Origin of the sequence: Paraglaciecola sp. L1A13, assembly GCF_009796745.1 — a bacterium.
Classification (GTDB): Bacteria; Pseudomonadota; Gammaproteobacteria; order Enterobacterales; family Alteromonadaceae; genus Paraglaciecola.
Genome location: NZ_CP047024.1, coordinates 3,725,976 through 3,746,099, shown reverse-complemented (window position 1 = coordinate 3,746,099; position 20,124 = coordinate 3,725,976). Strand labels below are relative to the sequence as shown.

Sequence of the window (20,124 nt, the reverse complement as noted above, 5' to 3'; positions counted from 1 at the left end):
TGAAGTGGTTAGTTTATCTTCCGCTTATCCTCAAACTGCCATTAGAATCGTTGTTATGTATCTCAATTATTTCGGACTCTCAGATAATCCGTTTTCCATCGCGCCCAATCCCGCGTACCTATACATGAGCCCCAGACATAAAGAAGCCTTAGCGCACTTAACGTTTGGTTTGCGTGAAAGCGGCGGTTTTGTGATGCTAACTGGGGAAGTGGGTACGGGTAAAACCACTGTATCGCGGAAATTAATGCAGCAACTACCTGATAATACGCAAGTAGCCATGGTACTTAATCCGACATTATCGGCCATAGAGCTACTTGCCACCATTTGCGATGAACTAGGAATCGAATACCTTTATGAGAGGGCGAGTCTTAAATATTTTACTGATTTGATCCTTAATAAATTAGCGACCAATCATAACAGCGGCTTAAATACGATTTTGATTGTAGATGAGGCTCAGCATCTGTTACCTGAAGTGCTTGAGCAATTGCGTTTACTAACAAATCTCGAAACAAATCGAGAAAAGTTGTTGAAGGTGGTGTTGATAGGCCAGCCTGAATTACAACTGCTACTTAAACGCAATGAATTGCGTCAGTTGGCTCAGCGGATCACGGCTCGTTATCATCTGTTACCGCTCACCTCAGGCGAAGTGAAAGCCTATATTAGTCATCGCTTGAGCGTGGCAAATGGCGACAGTAGTATTTTTAGCCCCGGCGCGTTAGGTGCGGTGTATCAAGTGACGGGAGGTATACCCAGAGTTATTAATTTATTGTGCGATCGCGCGCTAACCTTGACGTTTACTAAGCAATCCCCCGTGGTACACACCCATATTTTTTATGCCGCAGCTGAGCAGATTTTAGGCGCTGATGTGGTCGCGCAGCGCAGGGGGAAGCAACGACGCTTAATATTAGCGCTCTTGTTTGTCGTCGCCTTGGGTGTAGGTTTTTTCGGAGGCAGATGGTTTGGATAATATCGTAAACATAGACGCGTTATTGCCTGGCATGGTGATTGTTAAAATTACCCAACAGAATGGCCCGATAAAAATACGTAAGTCAGGCCTAGTAACCAGTATGGAAATGGTCATTGGGCTCGGTGAGATGGGGGTTCAACAAGTGGAGATTGACCCAGCACAAACCGTCGAAATAGATAAACCAAAAGTACAAAAGTCACAGACGCAAAAGCTATTAGAAAGTGAGCGTTTAAGTGAGCATGGCGCAAATGCGGCTGTGTCTGATCAGTTCAATCGCAGCTTATTTCTGCCATCAGTGCAAGCATTGCCGTCACGGTGGCATTACTATGCGAAGCCGTTAATGCAAGGTTTTCTGGTTATTTGCATCGGTTTTGCATTGGGGTGGGGTGCGTCAGTTGCGCCAACGTGGCTGGTAAAGCTTGATATGACAGGGGAAACGATACAAATCAATGATAACGAACATATTGATTTAGCGCCGCAAGCGGCCAATTCAAATCCTGCGGGCACTAAGCTTGTTGTTACCCAAACTAGTGAAGGGGCAAAAGATGTCGTCAGTCCTGAAACGCTTCCAATTTCGAAAACTGAAACGGTCAATACCTCGCCAAATGCTACTCAGCCCAAGCAAGCACAATCAGAGCGCGCAGCCAAAACAGATCGTAACGAATCACAAGGTGAAATGGTAAACACGGTTAATAGTGCGAGTAACTGGAATAATGGGACGGATGAATCGAGTTCTAGAATCTCAGCAGATTTACTAAAACGATTTGAAAAAGCCATTACCGAAATAGACAATGAACCGAATAAACCGTTTGAAACAACTCAAACGAAAAGCGAAGACACTCCCCGTATTGATCAGTTGCCAGCTTGGGTGCTCACTCGTTTACCTCCTATGATATTTTCAATGCATATGTATTCGTCCTCTGAACAAGACCGCTGGGTCGAGGTTAACAACAGACGACTTCACGAAGGAGATATGATCGACAATAAGGTGCGTATCGAACACATAGAGCAGCAAAACGTCATCCTGAATTTCCAAGGGCAAACATTTAGTATGTCAGCTCTTAGCGAGTGGTAAACAGTCAACACCGCAGACCACCTGGTTAAACACGTCATTGGCTAGAAATAAACGGTTTAATGTGCATAATGCGATTACTGAACACCGATTATCGCGATTATGGACACATAACAGACATGTTAGCCAAGGAACTGCACTGCATCACTGCTATATTGATATCAGTGTCTTGCATGTGGCTAAGTTTTATCAGCCACGCAAGTGAATTAAAAATTCAGAGTACGTCAAAGGCCAGCCAGCAGAGCGAGCCACTAGAAAACCGTACTTTTGTGGCGAGTGTCTCTGGTACTTCTCCCGCGCTTGTAAATTCGACCAGTGAACGGATCAGATTGGCAACGGGAAAAGGTTATTATCCTTATGTCTCTCAACGATTGCCTCAGGGGGGATGGTCACAAGCTTTGGTTACAGGCACATTTTTAGAAATGGGTCATAAGGTTGATATTCATACTTTACCTTGGGGGCGCGGTCAGATGTGGACCGAAGAAAAACGATTTTTAGGAACATTTCCCTATGTTTATTCTGCGCAAAGAGCAGAGAAATTTTTCTTTTCCACTGCGATTAATTATATTTCTGTGCGTTTCTATGTAGCTAAGACTTCCAATATCACTGATGTTCAGCAGTTAAAAAATAAGCGTTTATGTCTTCCTTTTGGGTATAGCGACGATTTTGTCGATGATGGTGTCATTGAAAAACTAAATTTAAAGATAAATCGGGTACTTGATGGCGCAGCATGTATTGGCCACGTACAACGGGGGTGGAGCGATGCAGGGCTAACCAACAGTTATGTATCGTTAAATGAGGTAAGTAATAATCGGTTGAATGATAGCGAGTTACGCGTGCTACCTACAGACCTAGAAAAAGTCGATTTGCATTTTATTATTTCTAAATCTTACCCTGATGCCCACGCTTGGATTGAAAAATTCAATCACGCATTTAACACCCTATCTAAAGATGGCCGCAAAGGTGCCATAGACCAAAAATTTATGCAGTTAATCGATCTCCAATAACACCAATTAGCAATACTACGTAAATTAACCGAATAAAGTGAAAACGCTTTCTATCTGTTTTATCTAGGCGGGCTATGCAAATAATTATCTCATTGTTATTTCGCACAGAAATGACGAGCCTAGATGTGTGGGGGGAATTTAGGTTGCTAGCCGTTTCTCAGGAACACTTTATCCATCAGTTTCCAAAAATATAGCGATTTTACAAGGGCTTACATATGGACAAGGGCATCGGCGTTTACCCCCTCATATGAAGCTAATGGGGCCTGCGTTTAGCTATTAATAGCTGATTTGCAATTGTTCTTTATTTCACATTGTGGTGATAAAGTTTTAGAGCCTCGCCTTATACTTGATGAGCCAAACGTTTAGTATCGGAATAATGAACTACTCGTTATCTTCTAAGAGTGACAGTAGCTGAAACAGCTCTGTTACTTTCACCTTTGATTGACTAAAAATACCTAGACATCGACGAACTCCACTCTTCTTGAAAGTCTTTCTGTAACGCCCATGATGAAATATTAGCAGCGGCTAAACACAGATATGTTTCCGTTTTCAGGCTTTTTATTCCGAGAGAATTTAATGCTTAATTTTAAAGGTAGATAATTTAACCGCAATACTTTAATGAAATTAAGAGTTGTTAATAAAGGTGACTAAATTGAGTGTGACAGTTTGTAGATAATTCAATGACTTTAAGTGTTATTTGAAAGTTTATTTTTAACATTTATATATTCGCACATTATAAAAAATAGATTTCTTTGATTTTTAATTATCCACTAAACCCCTCTATTTATGGGATTGTAATGAGGTGTCGTTAAATTTAACGCCGAATTTGTCATAGTTATGACCGATTTTTTAATACCCCATATCACTAAATTGCATTAATGTATTTATAACATTTGACTATCCTGCTGGCGTAAGTCTAAATTTCAAAACTATTGAACAGTAAAATGTTGACGAAATGTTAAAATAACCCTAGCATGATGAAAACGTTTACATTGCGTGGTTTTTTTAGCGTAATGGATGAAGCGCATACCGAAAAATGCCATGCAATACGCATTGCAGCGAAGTACCTAGCAGTACAATGCATTTTAGTGACGCGTTTCTTAAGCATGGTGAATAAGTGGGGGCAATTTGAAATAGGTACTTCCCCCTAGCTTGGATCGTTTTCAAGTAACTCTACTAATAGAAACACAAAGGACACACAATTATGAACACATACGCGAAGTTTAATAAATCGCTGCTAACCAAAAGTATTTCGATACTGCTAGGCAGCGCGGTGCTTGCACCGGTAGTCGCTGTTGCACAAGAAACGGCCAGTGATCTGGAAGTGATCCAAGTGCGTGGAATGCGCTCTAGTATTCAAGAATCTATGGGTATTAAACGTGATTCGGCAGGGGTAGTAGATGCTATCTCAGCTGAAGATATCGGTAAGTTCCCAGATACTAACCTAGCGGAATCCTTGCAGCGTATTACCGGTATTTCTATTAGTCGGAGTAACGGCGAAGGGAGCCAGATCACAGCTCGAGGCTTCGGCCCTGATTTTAACATGGTTACGCTAAACGGCCGTGCTATGCCCGGAGCAGCTATACCTGGTGGCGGTGGCACGCCTAATTCGCGGGCATTTGATTTCGCAAACCTAGCCTCTGAGAGTGTGCGCGGCGTTGAAGTTTATAAAACAGGTCGCGCAAGCATCGCTACCGGCGGTATTGGTGCAACAGTTAATATTAAAACCGCTCGGCCTCTTGAGGCTGTAGAAAGTGGCTTTACCGGCTCAGTGGGTGCTAAAGCATTAATGGACACCACAAATCGAGTGGGTGATGACGTGACACCAGAAGTGTCAGGCTTCTTTAACTTTGTTGATGACGACGGTATTTTTGGTGTGTCATTGTCGGCCAGTGTGCAGGAGCGAGATAGCTCTGCAGTGGGGGCATTTGTTAATGAATGGCGCGTTAACCCTTATGAGGGCACGATCCCTCAAACGCCTAATCAGACGGATCCAAGCTTACCAGGTTTTAACGGTCCTGCGGTCGTGATAAATAACGGCCCTGCTGATGGGCAGCTATTCGCTATTCCTGCAGATTTACGTTACTCCATCGCTGATCGCGAGCGTAAACGGACCAATGCACAGCTGACTTTTCAGTACGCACCCAGTGAAGATTTAACCGCAACTTTAGATTATACCTACTCTAAGCAAGATTTATTTGAAGCGCGCGCTGAGCAATCAATTTGGATGGATGACGGTTATTTTTCTGAACTAACATTTGATGATGGTATCGTTAAAACACCGGTACTTATTGAACAAGAACGTCGTGATTTATTGCCACGAGATCTAGGTTTAGCAATGCAAGAACTAAACCAAATTAATGAAAATAAATCCATTGGTTTCAATGTTGAATACCATGTGAATGATAGATTAGCCTTGTTCTTCGATGTGCATGATTCATCGGCTGAAGGTCGTCCTGATGCGCCTTACGGTACGTGGGCCAATCTAGGTTTAGGCGCTAACGTGAATCGTGGTCAAGGAGCTGATTTCTCAGGTGAGTTCCCTATTATGACCGTGGATTTTGATGATGTTTCGCGTGATAACCTAAATGGCAATGGGGTGCTTGACCAAGACGATGTGGGTACCGCTATTCTTGATATGAACTTTAATTCGCAGCGCACAGATATTACTCAGTTCCGTTTAGACGGTGAATACGCATTTGATGACGGCGGTATTAACTTTGGTGTTGAATCACGCTCAATGGAGAGTACTTCATTACAAGCGTTGACCCGCCGTACCATGGGGAACTGGGGGATCGAAAACCCTGGTGAGTTACCAGCAGATTATTTAACGCCATTTAGTTTTGCAGATGAATTTGAAGACTACAACACTAACGGTATCTTTAGCCAAGGGTTTACAGGTAGCGTGGCGCAACTTGGCGCTTTTGCGGCCCAAGAATACGGCTTTGCCTTCGAAGCGGATAATCCTTACGCAACTAATCGTACTATTGAAGAAGATATATTTGCTGCCTATGTGGAGTTCGAATTAGACGGCGAACTAGGTGGTCGTCCATATAATATTTTGGCCGGCGTACGCTACGAGAGTACAGATTCAAAATCCGTTGCTAATATTAGTTTACCAAGTGCAATAGCATGGGAGGGAAACAATGACTTCAACGTGCGCTTTGGCTCTGAAAGCCAAGATGTGGCAGTTGACTCTGACTATGACCATGTTCTGCCGAGTATCGATTTCGACATCGAAGTTATAGATGGTGTGAAAGCGCGTTTGTCTTACAGCAAAACCATTGCACGCCCGACATATAATAATTTGAGCGCCGCCGCTTCTGTTGGCACGCCAAGTGGACCAACCCTCATTACTCAGGGGGCAACAGCCACCGCGAGTTCTGGCAACCCGTCACTTGTGCCGTTAGAGTCAGACAACCTCGATTTGTCGGTTGAGTATTACTTTGAAGATACCAGTTATGTGTCTATCGGGTTTTACGATAAACGCGTGAAAAATTTTATTGGTAATGAGCAAGTAGAAGAAAACATATTTGGTTTACGTGATGCGACAGCTGGTCCGCGTGCAGAGGCGGCAGCAGCAGAGCTTGAGCGAATTGGCCAACCATTAACTGATACCAATCTGTTTAACATGGTTGCTGCCATGGAAAACAACATTGCGTACGATTCACTAACCATAGAACAATTTGAAGCTCAATATGATGTATTGCCTAACGAGGATGACCCATATTTGACGTTTATAAACTCAAAACCGGTCAATAATAAAAGCGCGAATATATATGGCTTCGAACTTGCTGCGCAGCATTTCTTTGGTGATACCGGCTTTGGTATTCAAGCTAACTACACGACAGTTAATGGTGATGTTGGTTATGACACAACCGCTAATCCATCAGTAACTCAATTTGCGCTAGTGGGGTTAAGTGATACTGCCAACCTTGTGGCTATGTATGAGAAAGATGGTTGGCAAGGGCGTATCGCTTATAACTGGCGTGACAAGTTCCTTGATACTACCAGTCAATACGTGAATGAACCGGGTTTTACTGAGTCTTATTCGCAAATTGATTTTAACGTGTCGTACCAAGTGAATGACGACTTATCGGTATTTTTAGAAGGGATTAACATTACCGAAGAGAACAGTCGCCGTCACGGTCGAACATCAGCTCAATTGTGGAACTTAGAGCAACTGGGCGCACGTTACGCGCTCGGGGCTCGTTATACATTCTAGAGATTTAATGAGTGTGTGTGCCTGTAGGTAAGCCGAGTTAATCGGCATTTCATAAGCCGCGATTTATCGCGGCTTGTTTTTTAGTTATATTAAAACAAATGCACTACACAATTACACGAAGGTAGAGGTCGGTCTTGAATAGCGAAAAAGTTCAGAAGGTGGTGATCGCAGGCGGAGGGACAGCTGGTTGGATAGCCGCGGCTTCCTTATCCAAATTACTGGGAAAAACACTCGATATTACATTAGTGGAATCTGACGATATTGGCACCGTTGGTGTAGGGGAAGCAACTATTCCGCCCATCCGTACACTGCATAAGTTACTCAATATTGATGAGAAAGCCTTTATGCGTGCCACCAATAGCACATTTAAGTTGGGGATCGAGTTTAATAATTGGGGGCAAAAAGACGATACTTACATGCATTCATTTGGTGTAACGGGAAAAGAATGTTGGGCCGGAGAATTTCATCATTTCTGGCTACGGGGCAAAGAACTCGGAATCAACGCACCTTTCGGAGATTACTGCTATGAGTTGCAAGCATCAAAGCAGGGTAAGTTCGCGTTTTCCGCTAACGCGCCAATGAATTTTGCGTATCACTTAGATGCGACCCTTTATGCGAAGTTTCTACGTGATTTTTGTGGTGAATCAGTTACGCGCATTGAAGGTAAAATTCAGTCTGTTAGTAAACATACCCATAATGGCTTTATCTCCTCGTTGACCCTGGAGTCAGGCCAAGTAATTGACGGAGACTTCTTCATTGATTGTACCGGCTTTAAGGGACTGTTAATTGAAGAGGCACTGCATACCGGTTACGAAGACTGGTCTCACTGGTTACCTTGCGATAGCGCTATTGCAGTGCAAACACAAGCTAATTCCGATCCACTGCCTTATACCCGCTCTACAGCTCATGATTTTGGCTGGCAATGGCGGATACCGCTGCAAAATCGAGTCGGTAATGGCATGGTCTTTTGTAGCCGTTACGTGAGTGATGAAGAAGCGAAAGAAGCACTGCTGGCGAATTTAGATGGTAGTCCAATCAATGAGCCTAGAGTCATTAAGTTTAAAACCGGTCGCAGGCGTAAAGGATGGAATAAAAACTGCGTTGCCTTAGGTTTGGCAAGTGGCTTTGTAGAGCCATTAGAATCCACCAGTATTCATCTGATTATGACGGGTATAGTGCGCTTGATGCGTTTATTCCCATTTGATGGGATACACCAATCTGCCATTGATGAGTACAATGAAAAGCTAACGAGTGAGTTACATAGCATTCGTGACTTCATCATATTACATTACAAAGTGACTCAGCGAGAAGACTCACCATTTTGGCGTCATTGTCAGAACATGGATGTGCCTGCATCCTTAGCTCATAAAATTCATCTATTTAAGGAAACGGGTCGTGTGTTTCTGGATGATGGCGATCTCTTCCGAGTGGATTCATGGACCCAAGTCATGCTGGGGCAAGGTTTAGAGCCGAAGCAGTATCATCGTATCGTGAATGAGATGAATGACGATGAACTTCAGCGTTTTCTGGCAGGCATGCGCAAAGCAATTGAGCAGCGTGTTAGCAGCTTACCGAGTCACCAACAGTTTCTTCAACGTTATTGCGCTGCAAATTAACCAGGCAGGATAATAAGAGAATGAAATACATGAGATGAATATTTTGGATTAAATCCTATCAAATACGATAGTATTTGTTTATTCGATGCTCGCTTATTGGGCAACACTGGGCACTTTACGTTTTAGATTGGTAGTAATAAATGAATAACCGCAGTATTAAACAAATTGTCGTGGTCGGCGGCGGCAGTGCGGGTTGGCTAACCGCCGGTATTATAGCCGCTGAACATCAATGCGGCTCTAGTGACAGTCAACTTCAAGTAACATTAATTGAATCCCCAGACGTTAATATTGTTGGGGTAGGTGAGGGGACTTGGCCTTCGATGCGTAATTCATTGCAACGCATAGGGATAAGTGAGACTGAATTCATCCGTCACTGCGGCGCTTCTTTTAAACAAGGTTCAAAATTTGTCGGCTGGAAAGACGGCGCTGAAAAAGACTTCTATTATCACCCTTTTGTGGTGCCTAACGGTTATGGTCATGCAAATCAATACAGCACATGGAAGACCTATGGTGCTGAGCACTCCTTTGCCGATGTCGTCAGTGCCCAAAGCCAAGTGTGCCAAGCTGGACTTGCACCTAAGCAAAACGCTACCCCTGAATACGCGGGTGTGCTCAACTACGGTTATCATCTAGATGCAGGTAAATTTGGTCAGTTGTTACAGCAACACTGCACCGCAAAATTGGGGATCACGCACATACAAGACCATGTTGAAGGCGTGCTTAGTCATGATAATGGCGATATCAAATCGTTGATGGTTCGTGATTACGGTGAGCTTACAGGTGATCTATTTATTGATTGCACCGGCGCACGTTCTTTATTGCTAGGCCAACACTTTAATGTGCCTTTTATTGACAAAAAATCTGTCTTGTTCAATGACAGTGCTATGGCGTTACATGTGCCTTACATCAAATCTGATACGCCCATTGAATCAGCAACTGTTTCGACTGCACAAGAAGCCGGTTGGGTTTGGGACATAGGCCTTCAGGATCGCAGAGGTGTAGGGTATACCTACTCCAGCGCTCATATTGATGATGAGCAAGCTGAGCGCACACTGAAGTCATATGTGGCTCAGTCGATAGGTGACGAGCAAGCTGCTAAGTTACAGGCGCGTAAAATTTCTTTTGAGCCAGGGCATAGAGCACATTTCTGGCATAAAAACTGTGCCGCTGTAGGTCTATCCGCTGGTTTTTTAGAGCCCTTAGAAGCCTCGGCGTTAGCACTTGTTGAGTTGTCGGCTACGGCTATTGCCGAAAATATGCCCGTTACTAGGGAGCATATGCAGGTCACGAGCGATAATTTTAATCGGCGCTTCTTGTTGCACTGGGAAAATATTGTTGAATTTTTAAAGTTGCATTACGTATTGAGTGAACGCAGTGAGCCTTACTGGCAGCAGATGCGCGCACCTGAATCAATTTCATCACGGTTACGTGCTTTACTCATACAATGGCGTTTCCAGCCTCCGAGTCGCAGTGACTTTGTACAAAACGAAATTATGTTCCCTTCTGCTAGTTATCAGTATGTGTTGTATGGCATGGGATTTGATACGGTAAACGACGTATCTTCACGGGTATTCGACCAACCGCAAAGTGCGATGAAAGATTTACAAGAAAACCAACAACAACTGCGTAAATTAATGAGCGGCTTGAAAAGCAATCGAGATTTGCTTTCTCATGTTCAACGTTACGGTTTTCAAAAAATTTAGGTTAATACTCTCCCTTTATTTATCGCAACATTCTCGATAAACCTCTTCTTATTCTTTTTTATGTCAGGTGCCTAGGACTTACTCCTCCTATGGGCACCTTCGCTTTATTGCCTATAGCAAGAAGCAAAAGGGTTCGCTAAATTTTGTTTTGTACGCTCATTGAGAAAAACACACAAAAAAGCTTGAAAACGTTTTCATTTGCAATTAACGTTAGGTTAACAATGCACGGAAATGGCAATTCCTTTCAGGCTTTATCCATAATATGTGCTGACGCAAACGCCCCAAAAAGGCATTGGATATAGGAATCATAACAATGCGCCAACGCATCCAGAACATGTTTGTTAGGAAAGTATTTTCATGATCAAATTACCCCTTTACGAAAAGATTGGTTATGCCATGGGGGATGCGGCTGCCAATTTAGTTTGGCGAGGCGCACTTGCCTACTTAGCGGTTTTTTACACGGATACTTTTGGTTTAACTGCTTCAGCAGCCGCTATCTTATTTTTAGTGGTACGTCTATCTGACGGTGTAACAGATATTATTATGGGCATGATTGCCGATCGTACCCATACATCATGGGGTAAATTTCGGCCATGGATATTTTGGTCGACACCTTTTTTGTGTGCTTTTATGGTGCTGTGTTTTACCACGCCCAATCTCAGTGACAGTGGCAAGTTAGTTTACGCTTACCTAACCTATATAGGCTTAACACTGGCATACACAGTTAATAACGTGCCTTATTCGGCGCTGATGGGCGTGATGACCGAAGATGATAGAGAACGCACCAGTTTATCTGGCTTTCGTTTTGCTGGGGCCTTTTTAGGCGGCTTGTTCGTTATGGGCTTTTTACCTAGCTTAGTCGCTTTACTAGGTGATGGAGATGACGTACAGGGGTACCAGTACACTATGTATGTTTTCGCAGGATTATTGATGGCGCTGATGGTCACTTCGGTAGCGACTACCAAAGAGAGGGTTGCGCCAGTCGAGCATGCTAGAAGCAGCTTGCGTAGCGAGTTGTGGGACTTGACTAAGCAATCTCCCTTTGTGCTTATTCCTCTGCTATCCATGTCGCTGTTCTTCTATTACCGCAATCTATTGACGGGCGTAATTTTCGTGTTGGTTTTTGCCACTGCTACTTGGCTGGTGCGCCGCATGCTGAATCGTCCTCGGGGAGATGTTTCCGGAACACAGCAAGATATGCTCGATTTATTGACCAACAAACCTTGGCTTATCTTACTCGGCATGGGCTTTTTGACCATGATGTTCAACGGTATCAAGTACAGCGTTATTGCCTATTATTTTAAGTACTTTGTCGGCGATGAACTGCTAACAGGGCAATATTTTATAGCATTGCTGGTGGTGTCAATTTTGGGCGCGTTGTGCACCAGTTACTTGGCTAACAAATTAGGTCGCCGCAATTTATTTATTGCTGCCTTGCTGTGCAGTAGCGCATTAACGAGTGGCTTTTATTGGCTACCCGGTGAAAATATTACCTACATCTTTGTTCTTGGTTGTGCCGCCGAATTTTTTGCTGCGATGATGCCTACCTTGTTCTTTAGCATGCTTGGAGACGCCGCTGACTATTCTGAGTGGCGTAATGGTCGTCGAGCGACCGGTCTGGTTTACTCAGCCGGCACGTTTGTGCAGAAAACCGGTAACGGCTTCGCGGGCGCTTTAGTGCTGGTGGTACTGGCGGGTTATGGCTACAACGGTATGGACGCAACCACTATTGCCGCATCATTGCCAGGCATGCAACAGCTTATGAGCTTTATCCCTGCCGCCTTTGGTGTTGCGGGGGCATTGCTAATGTTGTTTTACCCCCTTAGCGATAAAAACCAGCGTCAAATCAATGCGCAGCTTGTTGAGCGCCGTAATGCTTTATCCACACATCATCAATAGCGCTTTTGCCTCAGTGCAGCGTAATTCACCAAGAGAGATATTTACCCATGACCAAGCCATTCACTGACGCCAAAGACAATTCATTTGGCTATTTTGATGATAAACAAAAAGAATACGTAATATCGACGCCATTTACACCAACACCTTGGATTAATTACCTTGGTAATGATGGGTTCTATGGATTGATATCGAACACGGCTGGGGGCTACAGCTTTTATCAAGATCCTAAGTTTCGCCGCTTAACCCGTTATCGTTACAACAGCGTACCAGTTGACACATCGGGTCGTTATTTCTATTTAAAATGCGATGACGAAGTATGGTCTGTTTCGGGACGTCCAGTTGATAACCAACCCGAAAGTTACGAGTGTCGTCATGGTATGGGCTACAGTCGATTTTTAGTCAGAAATCTAGATATAGACTCCGAACTTACTTGTTTTGTACCGTTAGGGGAAAAAGCGGAAGTGCACCGATTAACCCTTAAAAACTGCGGTGCTCGACATAGAAAAATTAGTCTATTTTCATACATTGAATGGTGTCTGTGGAACGCAGAAGATGACGGCGCTAACTTTCAACGTAACTTATCAACCGGTGAAGTAGAAGTTGAAGGTAGCGTGATTTATCACAAGACCGAATACCGAGAGCGTCGCGACCATTATGCTTTTTATTCGGTTAACCAACCTATTAGTGGGTTTGATACAGATAGAGAAAGCTTCCTAGGACCATATCGTGGTGTAGACAATCCTTTGTGCGTTGAAACCGGCAAAGCGAGCAACTCTCATGCTCATGGCTGGTCACCGATTGCGTCTCATCATTTAGAAGTAGAACTAGCTCCTGGCGAAGAGCGTACATTGGTATTTGTGCTCGGTTACTGCGAAGTGAACAAAGCGCAAAAGTGGCAATCTCCAGGTGTGATAAATAAGGCGTCTGCTAAAGAAATGATTAGCCGCTACGAAAGTGCGCACAGTGTTCAACAGGCACTTAATGCCCTCGCTACGCATTGGGATAAATTACTCGGTAGATTTCAGTTAAACAGTCCAGACAAAAAGTTAAATCGTTCGCTGAATATCTGGAATCAATACCAAAACATGGTGACGTTTAATTTATCTCGCAGTGCATCCTTTTTTGAATCGGGTATTGGACGTGGTATGGGCTTTAGAGATTCTAATCAAGACACCATAGGTTTCGCCCATATGGTGCCCGAGAAAGTTAAAGAACGTATCTTAGATTTGAGTGCCACCCAAAAAGCTGACGGCTCCGCATACCATCAATATCAACCTTTGACAAAAAAAGGTAATGCCAACATCGGTGGTAATTTTAATGACGATCCCATGTGGATGGTGTTATCCACAGTGAATTACATTAAAGAAACTGGCGATTTTTCAATATTGACTGAAAAAGTGGGTTTTGATGGTGATAACGAAGGAGATCCTGATCATTTCGAGCACTTACGCCGAGCGTTTGATCATGTTGTTAATAATATAGGTCCCCATGGCTTGCCATTGATTGGACGTGCGGATTGGAATGACTGTTTAAATCTAAACTGCTTTTCAGAAGATCCTAATGAGTCCTATCAAACTACTCAGCGTGGTCAATCAGATGTAGCTGAATCCCTAATGATTGCTGGGCAATTTGTGCTTTACGGCCAAGACTTTGTGCAGTTATGTGAACAAATTGGTCAAGTTGAATTAGCCAAGTATGCTCAGCGGCACGTTGATACTATGCGAGATGCAGTGCTCAAACACGGCTGGGACGGTGAGTGGTTCTTGCGTGCCTATGATGCTAGGGGTAAAAAGGTAGGCAGTCACGAGAACCAAGAAGGCAAAATTTTTATCGAATCACAAGGTTTCTGCGTAATGGCAGGTATCGGCATGAAAGATGGAAAAGCTCGCCAGGCACTTGATTCTGTTGAAAAGCATTTAGCAACGCCACACGGTATTATGCTCAATCAACCGGCATTTAGTGGCTACGATAAATATCTGGGTGAAATTTCTTCTTATCCTCCTGGATATAAAGAGAATGCGGGGATTTTCTGTCATAACAACCCGTGGATCATGGTGTCTGAAGCGATGCTTGGGCGAGGCGATAAGGCCTTTGAGTATTTTGCCAGCATTTCTCCGGCTTACCTACAAGACGTGCAAAAACTGCATAAAACTGAGCCTTATGTTTACAGTCAAATGATTGCTGGTAACGATGCAGCCACCCCAGGTCAAGCGAAAAATTCATGGTTAACAGGGACTGCTGCTTGGTGTTTTTATGCGGCAACGCAGTACATTTTGGGTATTAAGCCTGATTATAAGGGCTTAACTATCACGCCATGTATTCCAGCAGACTGGCCTAGCTTCGCAGTGTCTCGCCGGTTTCGAAATGCTCACTACAGCATAGAGGTACGCAACCCAGACAGAATAAGCTCAGGCAAAATAAAATTGGAGATTGACGGTACACAGATAGCCGGTAACGTGATTGATTACAGCCTATTTAACGGCGAGCATCATGTCATTGCGACCATTATAAACGGTTAATGACAACATGGTGTACTAGAAAAACGCTCGGATGCATACATACTTTCTGAGCGTAATAAATTCTTAAAAGATAGTTTCCTCATTCGCTCCCTTTAGGCTTAATTGCATTTAGGGAGCGTTTTTTGCTATAGCGATTTAAGCTACGAACCTGTATAGCTGTTAAAGGCTTTTGTGCCCCACAACGGCACGGTTGACAGGCTATGTTTAAAGCTGCCAGAGGTTTCTTTGGTGGAGTACGACACGTACATCAGTGTTTGACTGCTAGGGTCAAAAATACGACGTATCTTCATGGTTTTGAAAAAAACACTTTTGGACTTTTTAAATACCACATCGCCCGATGCTGACTTATCTATTTTGGCAATCATCTCTGGGGTGATTTCTCCTGTTTGACGACAGGAAATCGAGCTGTCAGAAGGGTCAGAAAAGCTTAGGTTCGCTTCAATACTTGCCACATGGCAGGTTACACCACTGATAAGTGGGTCCTGCAGAATATTCAGTTTGATATCTTTGGTGGTGAATAAACCTAAGCTTACATCACCGACTTCATTCGAGTCACAGGCAGTTAAGAGTAGCGCGCTACCAAGAATAGCTAATATTTTTTTCATACATCACTCACTAAAGGTATTTCCCATAGTGTAATGGATTTTAAGGATGATAAAAATCCTATTAACGATCAGTAGGGACGGGTCCTGTGCTTTGACGAACCATTAGTTTAAACGGTAGTTCAATATAACGACCTGGCTCTGACTTACCATCGAGTTGTTCAAGTAACAATTCGATACATGCCTTGCCTATTTCTTCTAACGGCTGATGAATGGTCGTTAGGGCAGGGGTCATTAATCTGGCATAGCGGATATCGTCAAAACCCATAATCGAAATATCTTGCGGAATGCGGAAACCGTTTTCTTGCAGCACGCTCATTGCGCCGATGGCCATGTCGTCACTAAAACAAAATACCGCAGTGGGCCGCATGCGTAGTTTTAGGAGTTGCTCCATGGCGCCCATACCTGAATCTAATCCATAATCCCCGCGGATAATTAATTGTTCATCTATTTGGATACCTGCATTTTTTAGTGCGCTTTTATAGCCATCGAATCGTTCTACCGTACTGGGCGTATCCGTTGGCCCCATAACCGCAGCAATACGTTTATGGCCTAAACTAAGTAGGTGTTCCACAGCCGTGCGCGCACCCGACACATTGTCGATCATTACCTTGCTGATCCCTTCAACGGGGATCGATTCGCAAGAGTTGACCATGGGGGGTAATTGTTTCAACACCGGCTGATTTTGGGTGAGTTTAAAAGGCATGTGAAAGGTGAATAATAGTACGCCGTCAGCTTGGCCTGATTGCGCCATTCCCGCGTAATGCTTTTCGCGCTCAATTAAGCCTTGGGTATCGCCAAGCAGAATTGAGTAGCCAGCCTTTTGTGCTTCTCGTTCAATAGCACGTATAATGCCTGCGTTTACCTGATTGGTAATATCCGGCATCACCACAATAATATTGCCACTCTTTTGGGTGCGTAAGTTGGCGCCGAATCGACTTGGGGTATATCCCCCTTCTTCCACTGCTTTCATCACTTTTTTGCGGGTTTCTTCACTGACGATATCTGGATTACGCAAGGTGCGTGATACCGTTGCGGGGGAAACACCAGAGATGGCCGCAATATCTTTTATGCCTAACTTAGCCAAAGAGTTCTCTCTTGCTGGGGTAACGGATAAACCATAGATTAGCGCCAGAACGCTTAGCTGTAAACGTTTTCAATTTTAGTGGCGCGATAACAGATCGCAATGTTGTAAAAAGGCTATGTTTATTAATATGTTAAATGAATTAAAGCGTTTATCGTTAGCAGAATAATGGGAAATGACATGATTTTCATTTGTATGATAAATGACCTGAGGGCAAGGTAACTGCTATTTTCAAGCAGCTACCTTGTTACTTTTTAGCTATGAATCAACACTGCCATGCAGATTGTTTAGCTTCGAACGCACTAATTTTGTCATTAAGTTCAAGCGTCTGACCAATGGCATCTAAGCCTTTGATTAGATTATTCTTGTGATGAGGTGCAATGTCAAAAGGGATCACTTGATCATTAAAGCGCACTTCTTGCTGGGGTAAATCTACTACTACCTGACAACTTGAGTCTTGTGCAACAGCGTCAAACAAAGCATCGATTTGTGCGCTTTGTAGTTTAACGGGTAGCAAGCTGTTATTGATGCAGTTACCGTAGAAAATATCGGCAAAGCTGGTGGCAATAACGACTTTAAAACCGTAGTCGTCTAACGACCAAGGCGCATGCTCGCGACTCGAACCACAGCCAAAATTTTCACGGGTAAGTAAAATGCTGGCACCTTGATATTCAGGTTTGTTAAGCACAAAGTCTGGATTCGGCTCTTGCTCATGTAAGTCTAAATAGCGCCAATCATGAAACAGATGTTTTCCGTAACCGCTCTTAGTAACCGAGGTTAAAAATTGCTTAGGAATAATCTGGTCTGTATCCACATTCGCTTGATTTAATGGCGCGACGTGGCCGGTATGCACACTGATACCGGAGCTTGCTGGGGTAGATTGATTGCTCATGTTAATTCCTAATTATTAATCGTTGGCAACGAAGTCGCGAGTATCGGCGAAATGCCCTGCTAAAGCAGCGGCAGCAGCCATGGCTGGGCTAACAAGATGCGTACGAGCGCCGCGACCTTGACGACCTTCGAAGTTTCGGTTGCTGGTTGATGCGCAGCGATCTCCTTGACTCAAAATATCATCGTTCATACCAAGACACATAGAACATCCTGGTAAACGCCATTCGAAGCCGGCCTCGAGGAATATCTTATCTAATTGCTCAGCTTCCGCTTGCGCTTTGACTGCAACAGAGCCTGGTACAACAATGGCCGTTACGTGACTAGCAACTTTGCCTTGCTTGGCAATAGCGGCAGCGGCGCGCATATCTTCTATCCGGCCATTAGTACAAGAGCCAATAAACACATGATTAACTGTTAATTCTGATAATTTTTGACCTGGCTTAATATCCATATATTTAAGGGCTTTAACCGCGGAATCACGATCTATCGCGTCACTAAAGTCTTCCGGTGCAGGGATAGGTTGATTAACGCCAATAACTTGACCTGGGTTAGTTCCCCACGTCACCTGAGGGGCAATATCTTGGGCTGAAAGCTCTATGACGATATCGAAAGTCGCATCTGCATCAGATTTCAACGTTTTCCAATAAGCGACGGCAGCATCCCAATCAGCACCTTTGGGCGCATACTCACGGCCTTCAAGGTAATCAAAGGTAGTTTGGTCAGGAGCAATAAGACCTGCCTTTGCACCAGCTTCGATGCTCATGTTGCATACGGTCATACGCTCTTCCATGCTCAAGCCTTCAATGGTGTCACCGCAATATTCGATGACGCAGCCTGTTGCACCTGCATGACCAATCTTACCGATAATAGCTAAGATAATGTCTTTTGCTGTTAAGCCTAGCGGGCGAGGGCCAGTCACTTTGACTTGCATGCACTTGCCTTTACTTTGCTTCAAGGTTTGGGTTGCAAATACGTGTTCTACTTGTGAAGTACCGATACCAAAAGCGAGAGCCCCGAAAGCGCCGTGCGTCGCTGTATGTGAATCGCCACAAACAACTGTTGTGCCAGGTTTAATCAAACCAAGTTCCGGCCCCATTACATGCACTATGCCTTGCTTTTGATGACCCACTGGAAACAACTGAATATTGTGTTTTTCGCAATTATCCGCAAGAGTTTGTAACTGTAATTTGTTCGCAGGACCGCACGCATCAATGGCCAAAGAGCGGGTGGATATGCTGTGATCCATGGTGGCAAATGTCAGATCAGGACGGCGTACTTTGCGTCCCTTTTGCACCAAACCGTCAAATGCTTGGGGAGAAGTGACTTCATGGATAAGGTGGCGATCGATATACAATAATGCGTCGTCGCCGATTTCATCGACAATATGTGCCTGAAAAATTTTGTCGTATAAGGTGGTACTCATGTCTGGTCTTTCCTTTAAGCGTTTGCGGTGGCGATAATATTGGCGATGTAATCGCCTACTTCACTGGTCGATTTGGCTTGGTCACGATTCTCTGCACTGAGTAGTTCACCGGTTAATATGCCATCGGCAAGGGTTTTAACTACTGCTGCGTCAATTGCATCGGCAGCATCCGTTAGGTTCAAGCTAAAACGAAGTAGCATGGATGCTGATAGAATTTGTGCAATCGGGTTAGCGATACCTTTACCTGCGATATCCGGGGCTGAACCACCCGCAGGTTCGTATAAACCAAAACTTTCGCCGTTAATACTGGCTGATGGCAATAAACCCATTGAACCCGTAATCATGGCGCATTCATCAGAGATGATGTCACCGAATAGATTCGAGCATAACATCACATCAAAATCGCCTGGGTAGCGCAACAATTGCATAGTCGCATTATCGATATAGATATGTTCTAGGGTCACTTCAGGATAGTCTTTAGCGACTTCCTCGGTCACTTCACGCCATAATCGGCTGCACAACAACACGTTGGCTTTGTCTACCGACGTTACCTTCTTACCGCGCTTCTGAGCTGCTTCAAACGCACTGATGGCGATACGACGGATTTCTTTTTTACTGTAGCGCATCGTGTCGAAGGCAAATTGTTCTTCGCCTTCACCTTCAATGCCTTTAGGCTGACCAAAATAAATGCCGCTAGTTAGTTCACGTACCACAAGCACGTCAAAGCCACTGGCAGCAATATCAGCCCGTAATGGCGATAAGGCTTCTAACCCTGGATAGATTTTTGCCGGGCGAAGATTACTGAACAAATCAAAATGACCGCGAAGGGCAAGTAGGGCTGCACGCTCTGGTCGCTGCTCTAAAGGAAGGCTGTCCCATTTAGGGCCACCAATAGAACCGAATAAGATAGCTTGAGCTGCTTCACAGCCTTTTAACGTCGCAGGAGGCAGTGCCTCACCGTGGTTGTCGATGGCAATCCCACCGACATCAAATTCATTTAGGGTGAACGAAATATTAAACGCTTGCTCTACAGCTGATAAAACCTTCTTTGCTTCTTGCATGACCTCTGGGCCAATACCATCTCCTGCCAACACGGCAATATTGTAATTCGACATG

Annotated in this window: 14 protein-coding genes; 9 read left to right on the top strand and 5 right to left on the bottom strand. The window is 44.1% G+C overall.

Going from position 1 to position 20,124, the window contains the following annotated elements; genetic code table 11:
• Positions 1–55: 55 nt before the first annotated feature.
• The 9 genes from GQR89_RS15870 to GQR89_RS15830 all read left to right on the top strand — a co-directional run bounded on the left by GQR89_RS15870 (position 56) and on the right by GQR89_RS15830 (position 15,008).
• Positions 56–967 carry an ExeA family protein gene (locus GQR89_RS15870; protein WP_158772292.1) on the top strand — a complete coding sequence of 304 codons (912 nt, stop codon included), beginning with the start codon at positions 56–58 and terminating at the stop codon, positions 965–967.
• The gene (locus tag GQR89_RS15865; RefSeq protein WP_158770942.1) at positions 960–2,042 is read left to right on the top strand and encodes a general secretion pathway protein GspB; all 1,083 of its coding nucleotides are present in this window, start codon (positions 960–962) and stop codon (positions 2,040–2,042) included. Before GQR89_RS15870 ends, GQR89_RS15865 begins: the two co-directional genes overlap by 8 nt.
• A 68-nt stretch (positions 2,043–2,110) precedes the next feature.
• Positions 2,111–3,046 (top strand): ABC transporter substrate-binding protein, encoded by a 936-nt coding sequence (locus tag GQR89_RS15860; RefSeq protein ID WP_233268989.1) that lies wholly within the window; start codon positions 2,111–2,113, stop codon positions 3,044–3,046.
• 974 nt (positions 3,047–4,020) lie between these two features.
• On the top strand, positions 4,021–4,197 hold the full coding sequence (locus GQR89_RS15855) for a hypothetical protein (RefSeq protein WP_158770941.1): 177 nt from the start codon (positions 4,021–4,023) through the stop codon (positions 4,195–4,197).
• Between the two features lie 53 nt (positions 4,198–4,250).
• Positions 4,251–7,271, top strand: coding sequence for a TonB-dependent receptor (locus GQR89_RS15850; RefSeq protein WP_158770940.1), 3,021 nt, complete (start codon positions 4,251–4,253; stop codon positions 7,269–7,271).
• A 134-nt stretch (positions 7,272–7,405) separates the two neighbouring features.
• Positions 7,406–8,887 carry a tryptophan halogenase family protein gene (locus GQR89_RS15845; protein ID WP_158770939.1) on the top strand — a complete coding sequence of 494 codons (1,482 nt, stop codon included), beginning with the start codon at positions 7,406–7,408 and terminating at the stop codon, positions 8,885–8,887.
• A 140-nt stretch (positions 8,888–9,027) separates the two neighbouring features.
• A complete protein-coding gene (locus tag GQR89_RS15840; protein ID WP_158770938.1) occupies positions 9,028–10,590 on the top strand; it encodes a tryptophan halogenase family protein in 1,563 nt (520 codons plus the stop codon).
• Between the two features lie 357 nt (positions 10,591–10,947).
• Complete coding sequence (locus GQR89_RS15835) at positions 10,948–12,489, top strand: MFS transporter (RefSeq protein WP_158770937.1); 1,542 nt, start codon at positions 10,948–10,950, stop codon at positions 12,487–12,489.
• Positions 12,490–12,536: 47 nt separating this feature from the next.
• Entirely contained in the window at positions 12,537–15,008 is a 2,472-nt protein-coding gene (locus GQR89_RS15830) for a GH36-type glycosyl hydrolase domain-containing protein (protein ID WP_158770936.1), read from the top strand.
• A gap of 140 nt (positions 15,009–15,148) precedes the next feature.
• On the opposite strand, the gene GQR89_RS15825 is transcribed toward GQR89_RS15830, so the two are convergent.
• From GQR89_RS15825 to leuB, 5 genes are all read right to left on the bottom strand, one after another.
• The gene (locus GQR89_RS15825; protein ID WP_158770935.1) at positions 15,149–15,613 is read right to left on the bottom strand and encodes a CreA family protein; all 465 of its coding nucleotides are present in this window, start codon (positions 15,611–15,613) and stop codon (positions 15,149–15,151) included.
• A 61-nt stretch (positions 15,614–15,674) separates the two neighbouring features.
• Positions 15,675–16,697 carry a LacI family DNA-binding transcriptional regulator gene (locus GQR89_RS15820; RefSeq protein ID WP_158770934.1) on the bottom strand — a complete coding sequence of 341 codons (1,023 nt, stop codon included), beginning with the start codon at positions 16,695–16,697 and terminating at the stop codon, positions 15,675–15,677.
• 262 nt (positions 16,698–16,959) lie between these two features.
• Positions 16,960–17,586: a 3-isopropylmalate dehydratase small subunit gene (leuD, locus tag GQR89_RS15815; RefSeq protein ID WP_158770933.1), complete on the bottom strand. Its 627-nt coding sequence runs from the start codon at positions 17,584–17,586 to the stop codon at positions 16,960–16,962.
• 15 nt (positions 17,587–17,601) lie between these two features.
• The gene (gene leuC / locus GQR89_RS15810; RefSeq protein ID WP_158770932.1) at positions 17,602–19,008 is read right to left on the bottom strand and encodes a 3-isopropylmalate dehydratase large subunit; all 1,407 of its coding nucleotides are present in this window, start codon (positions 19,006–19,008) and stop codon (positions 17,602–17,604) included.
• A 14-nt stretch (positions 19,009–19,022) separates the two neighbouring features.
• Positions 19,023–20,123, bottom strand: coding sequence for a 3-isopropylmalate dehydrogenase (gene leuB / locus GQR89_RS15805; RefSeq protein WP_158770931.1), 1,101 nt, complete (start codon positions 20,121–20,123; stop codon positions 19,023–19,025).
• Between the last annotated feature and the right edge of the window lies 1 nt (position 20,124).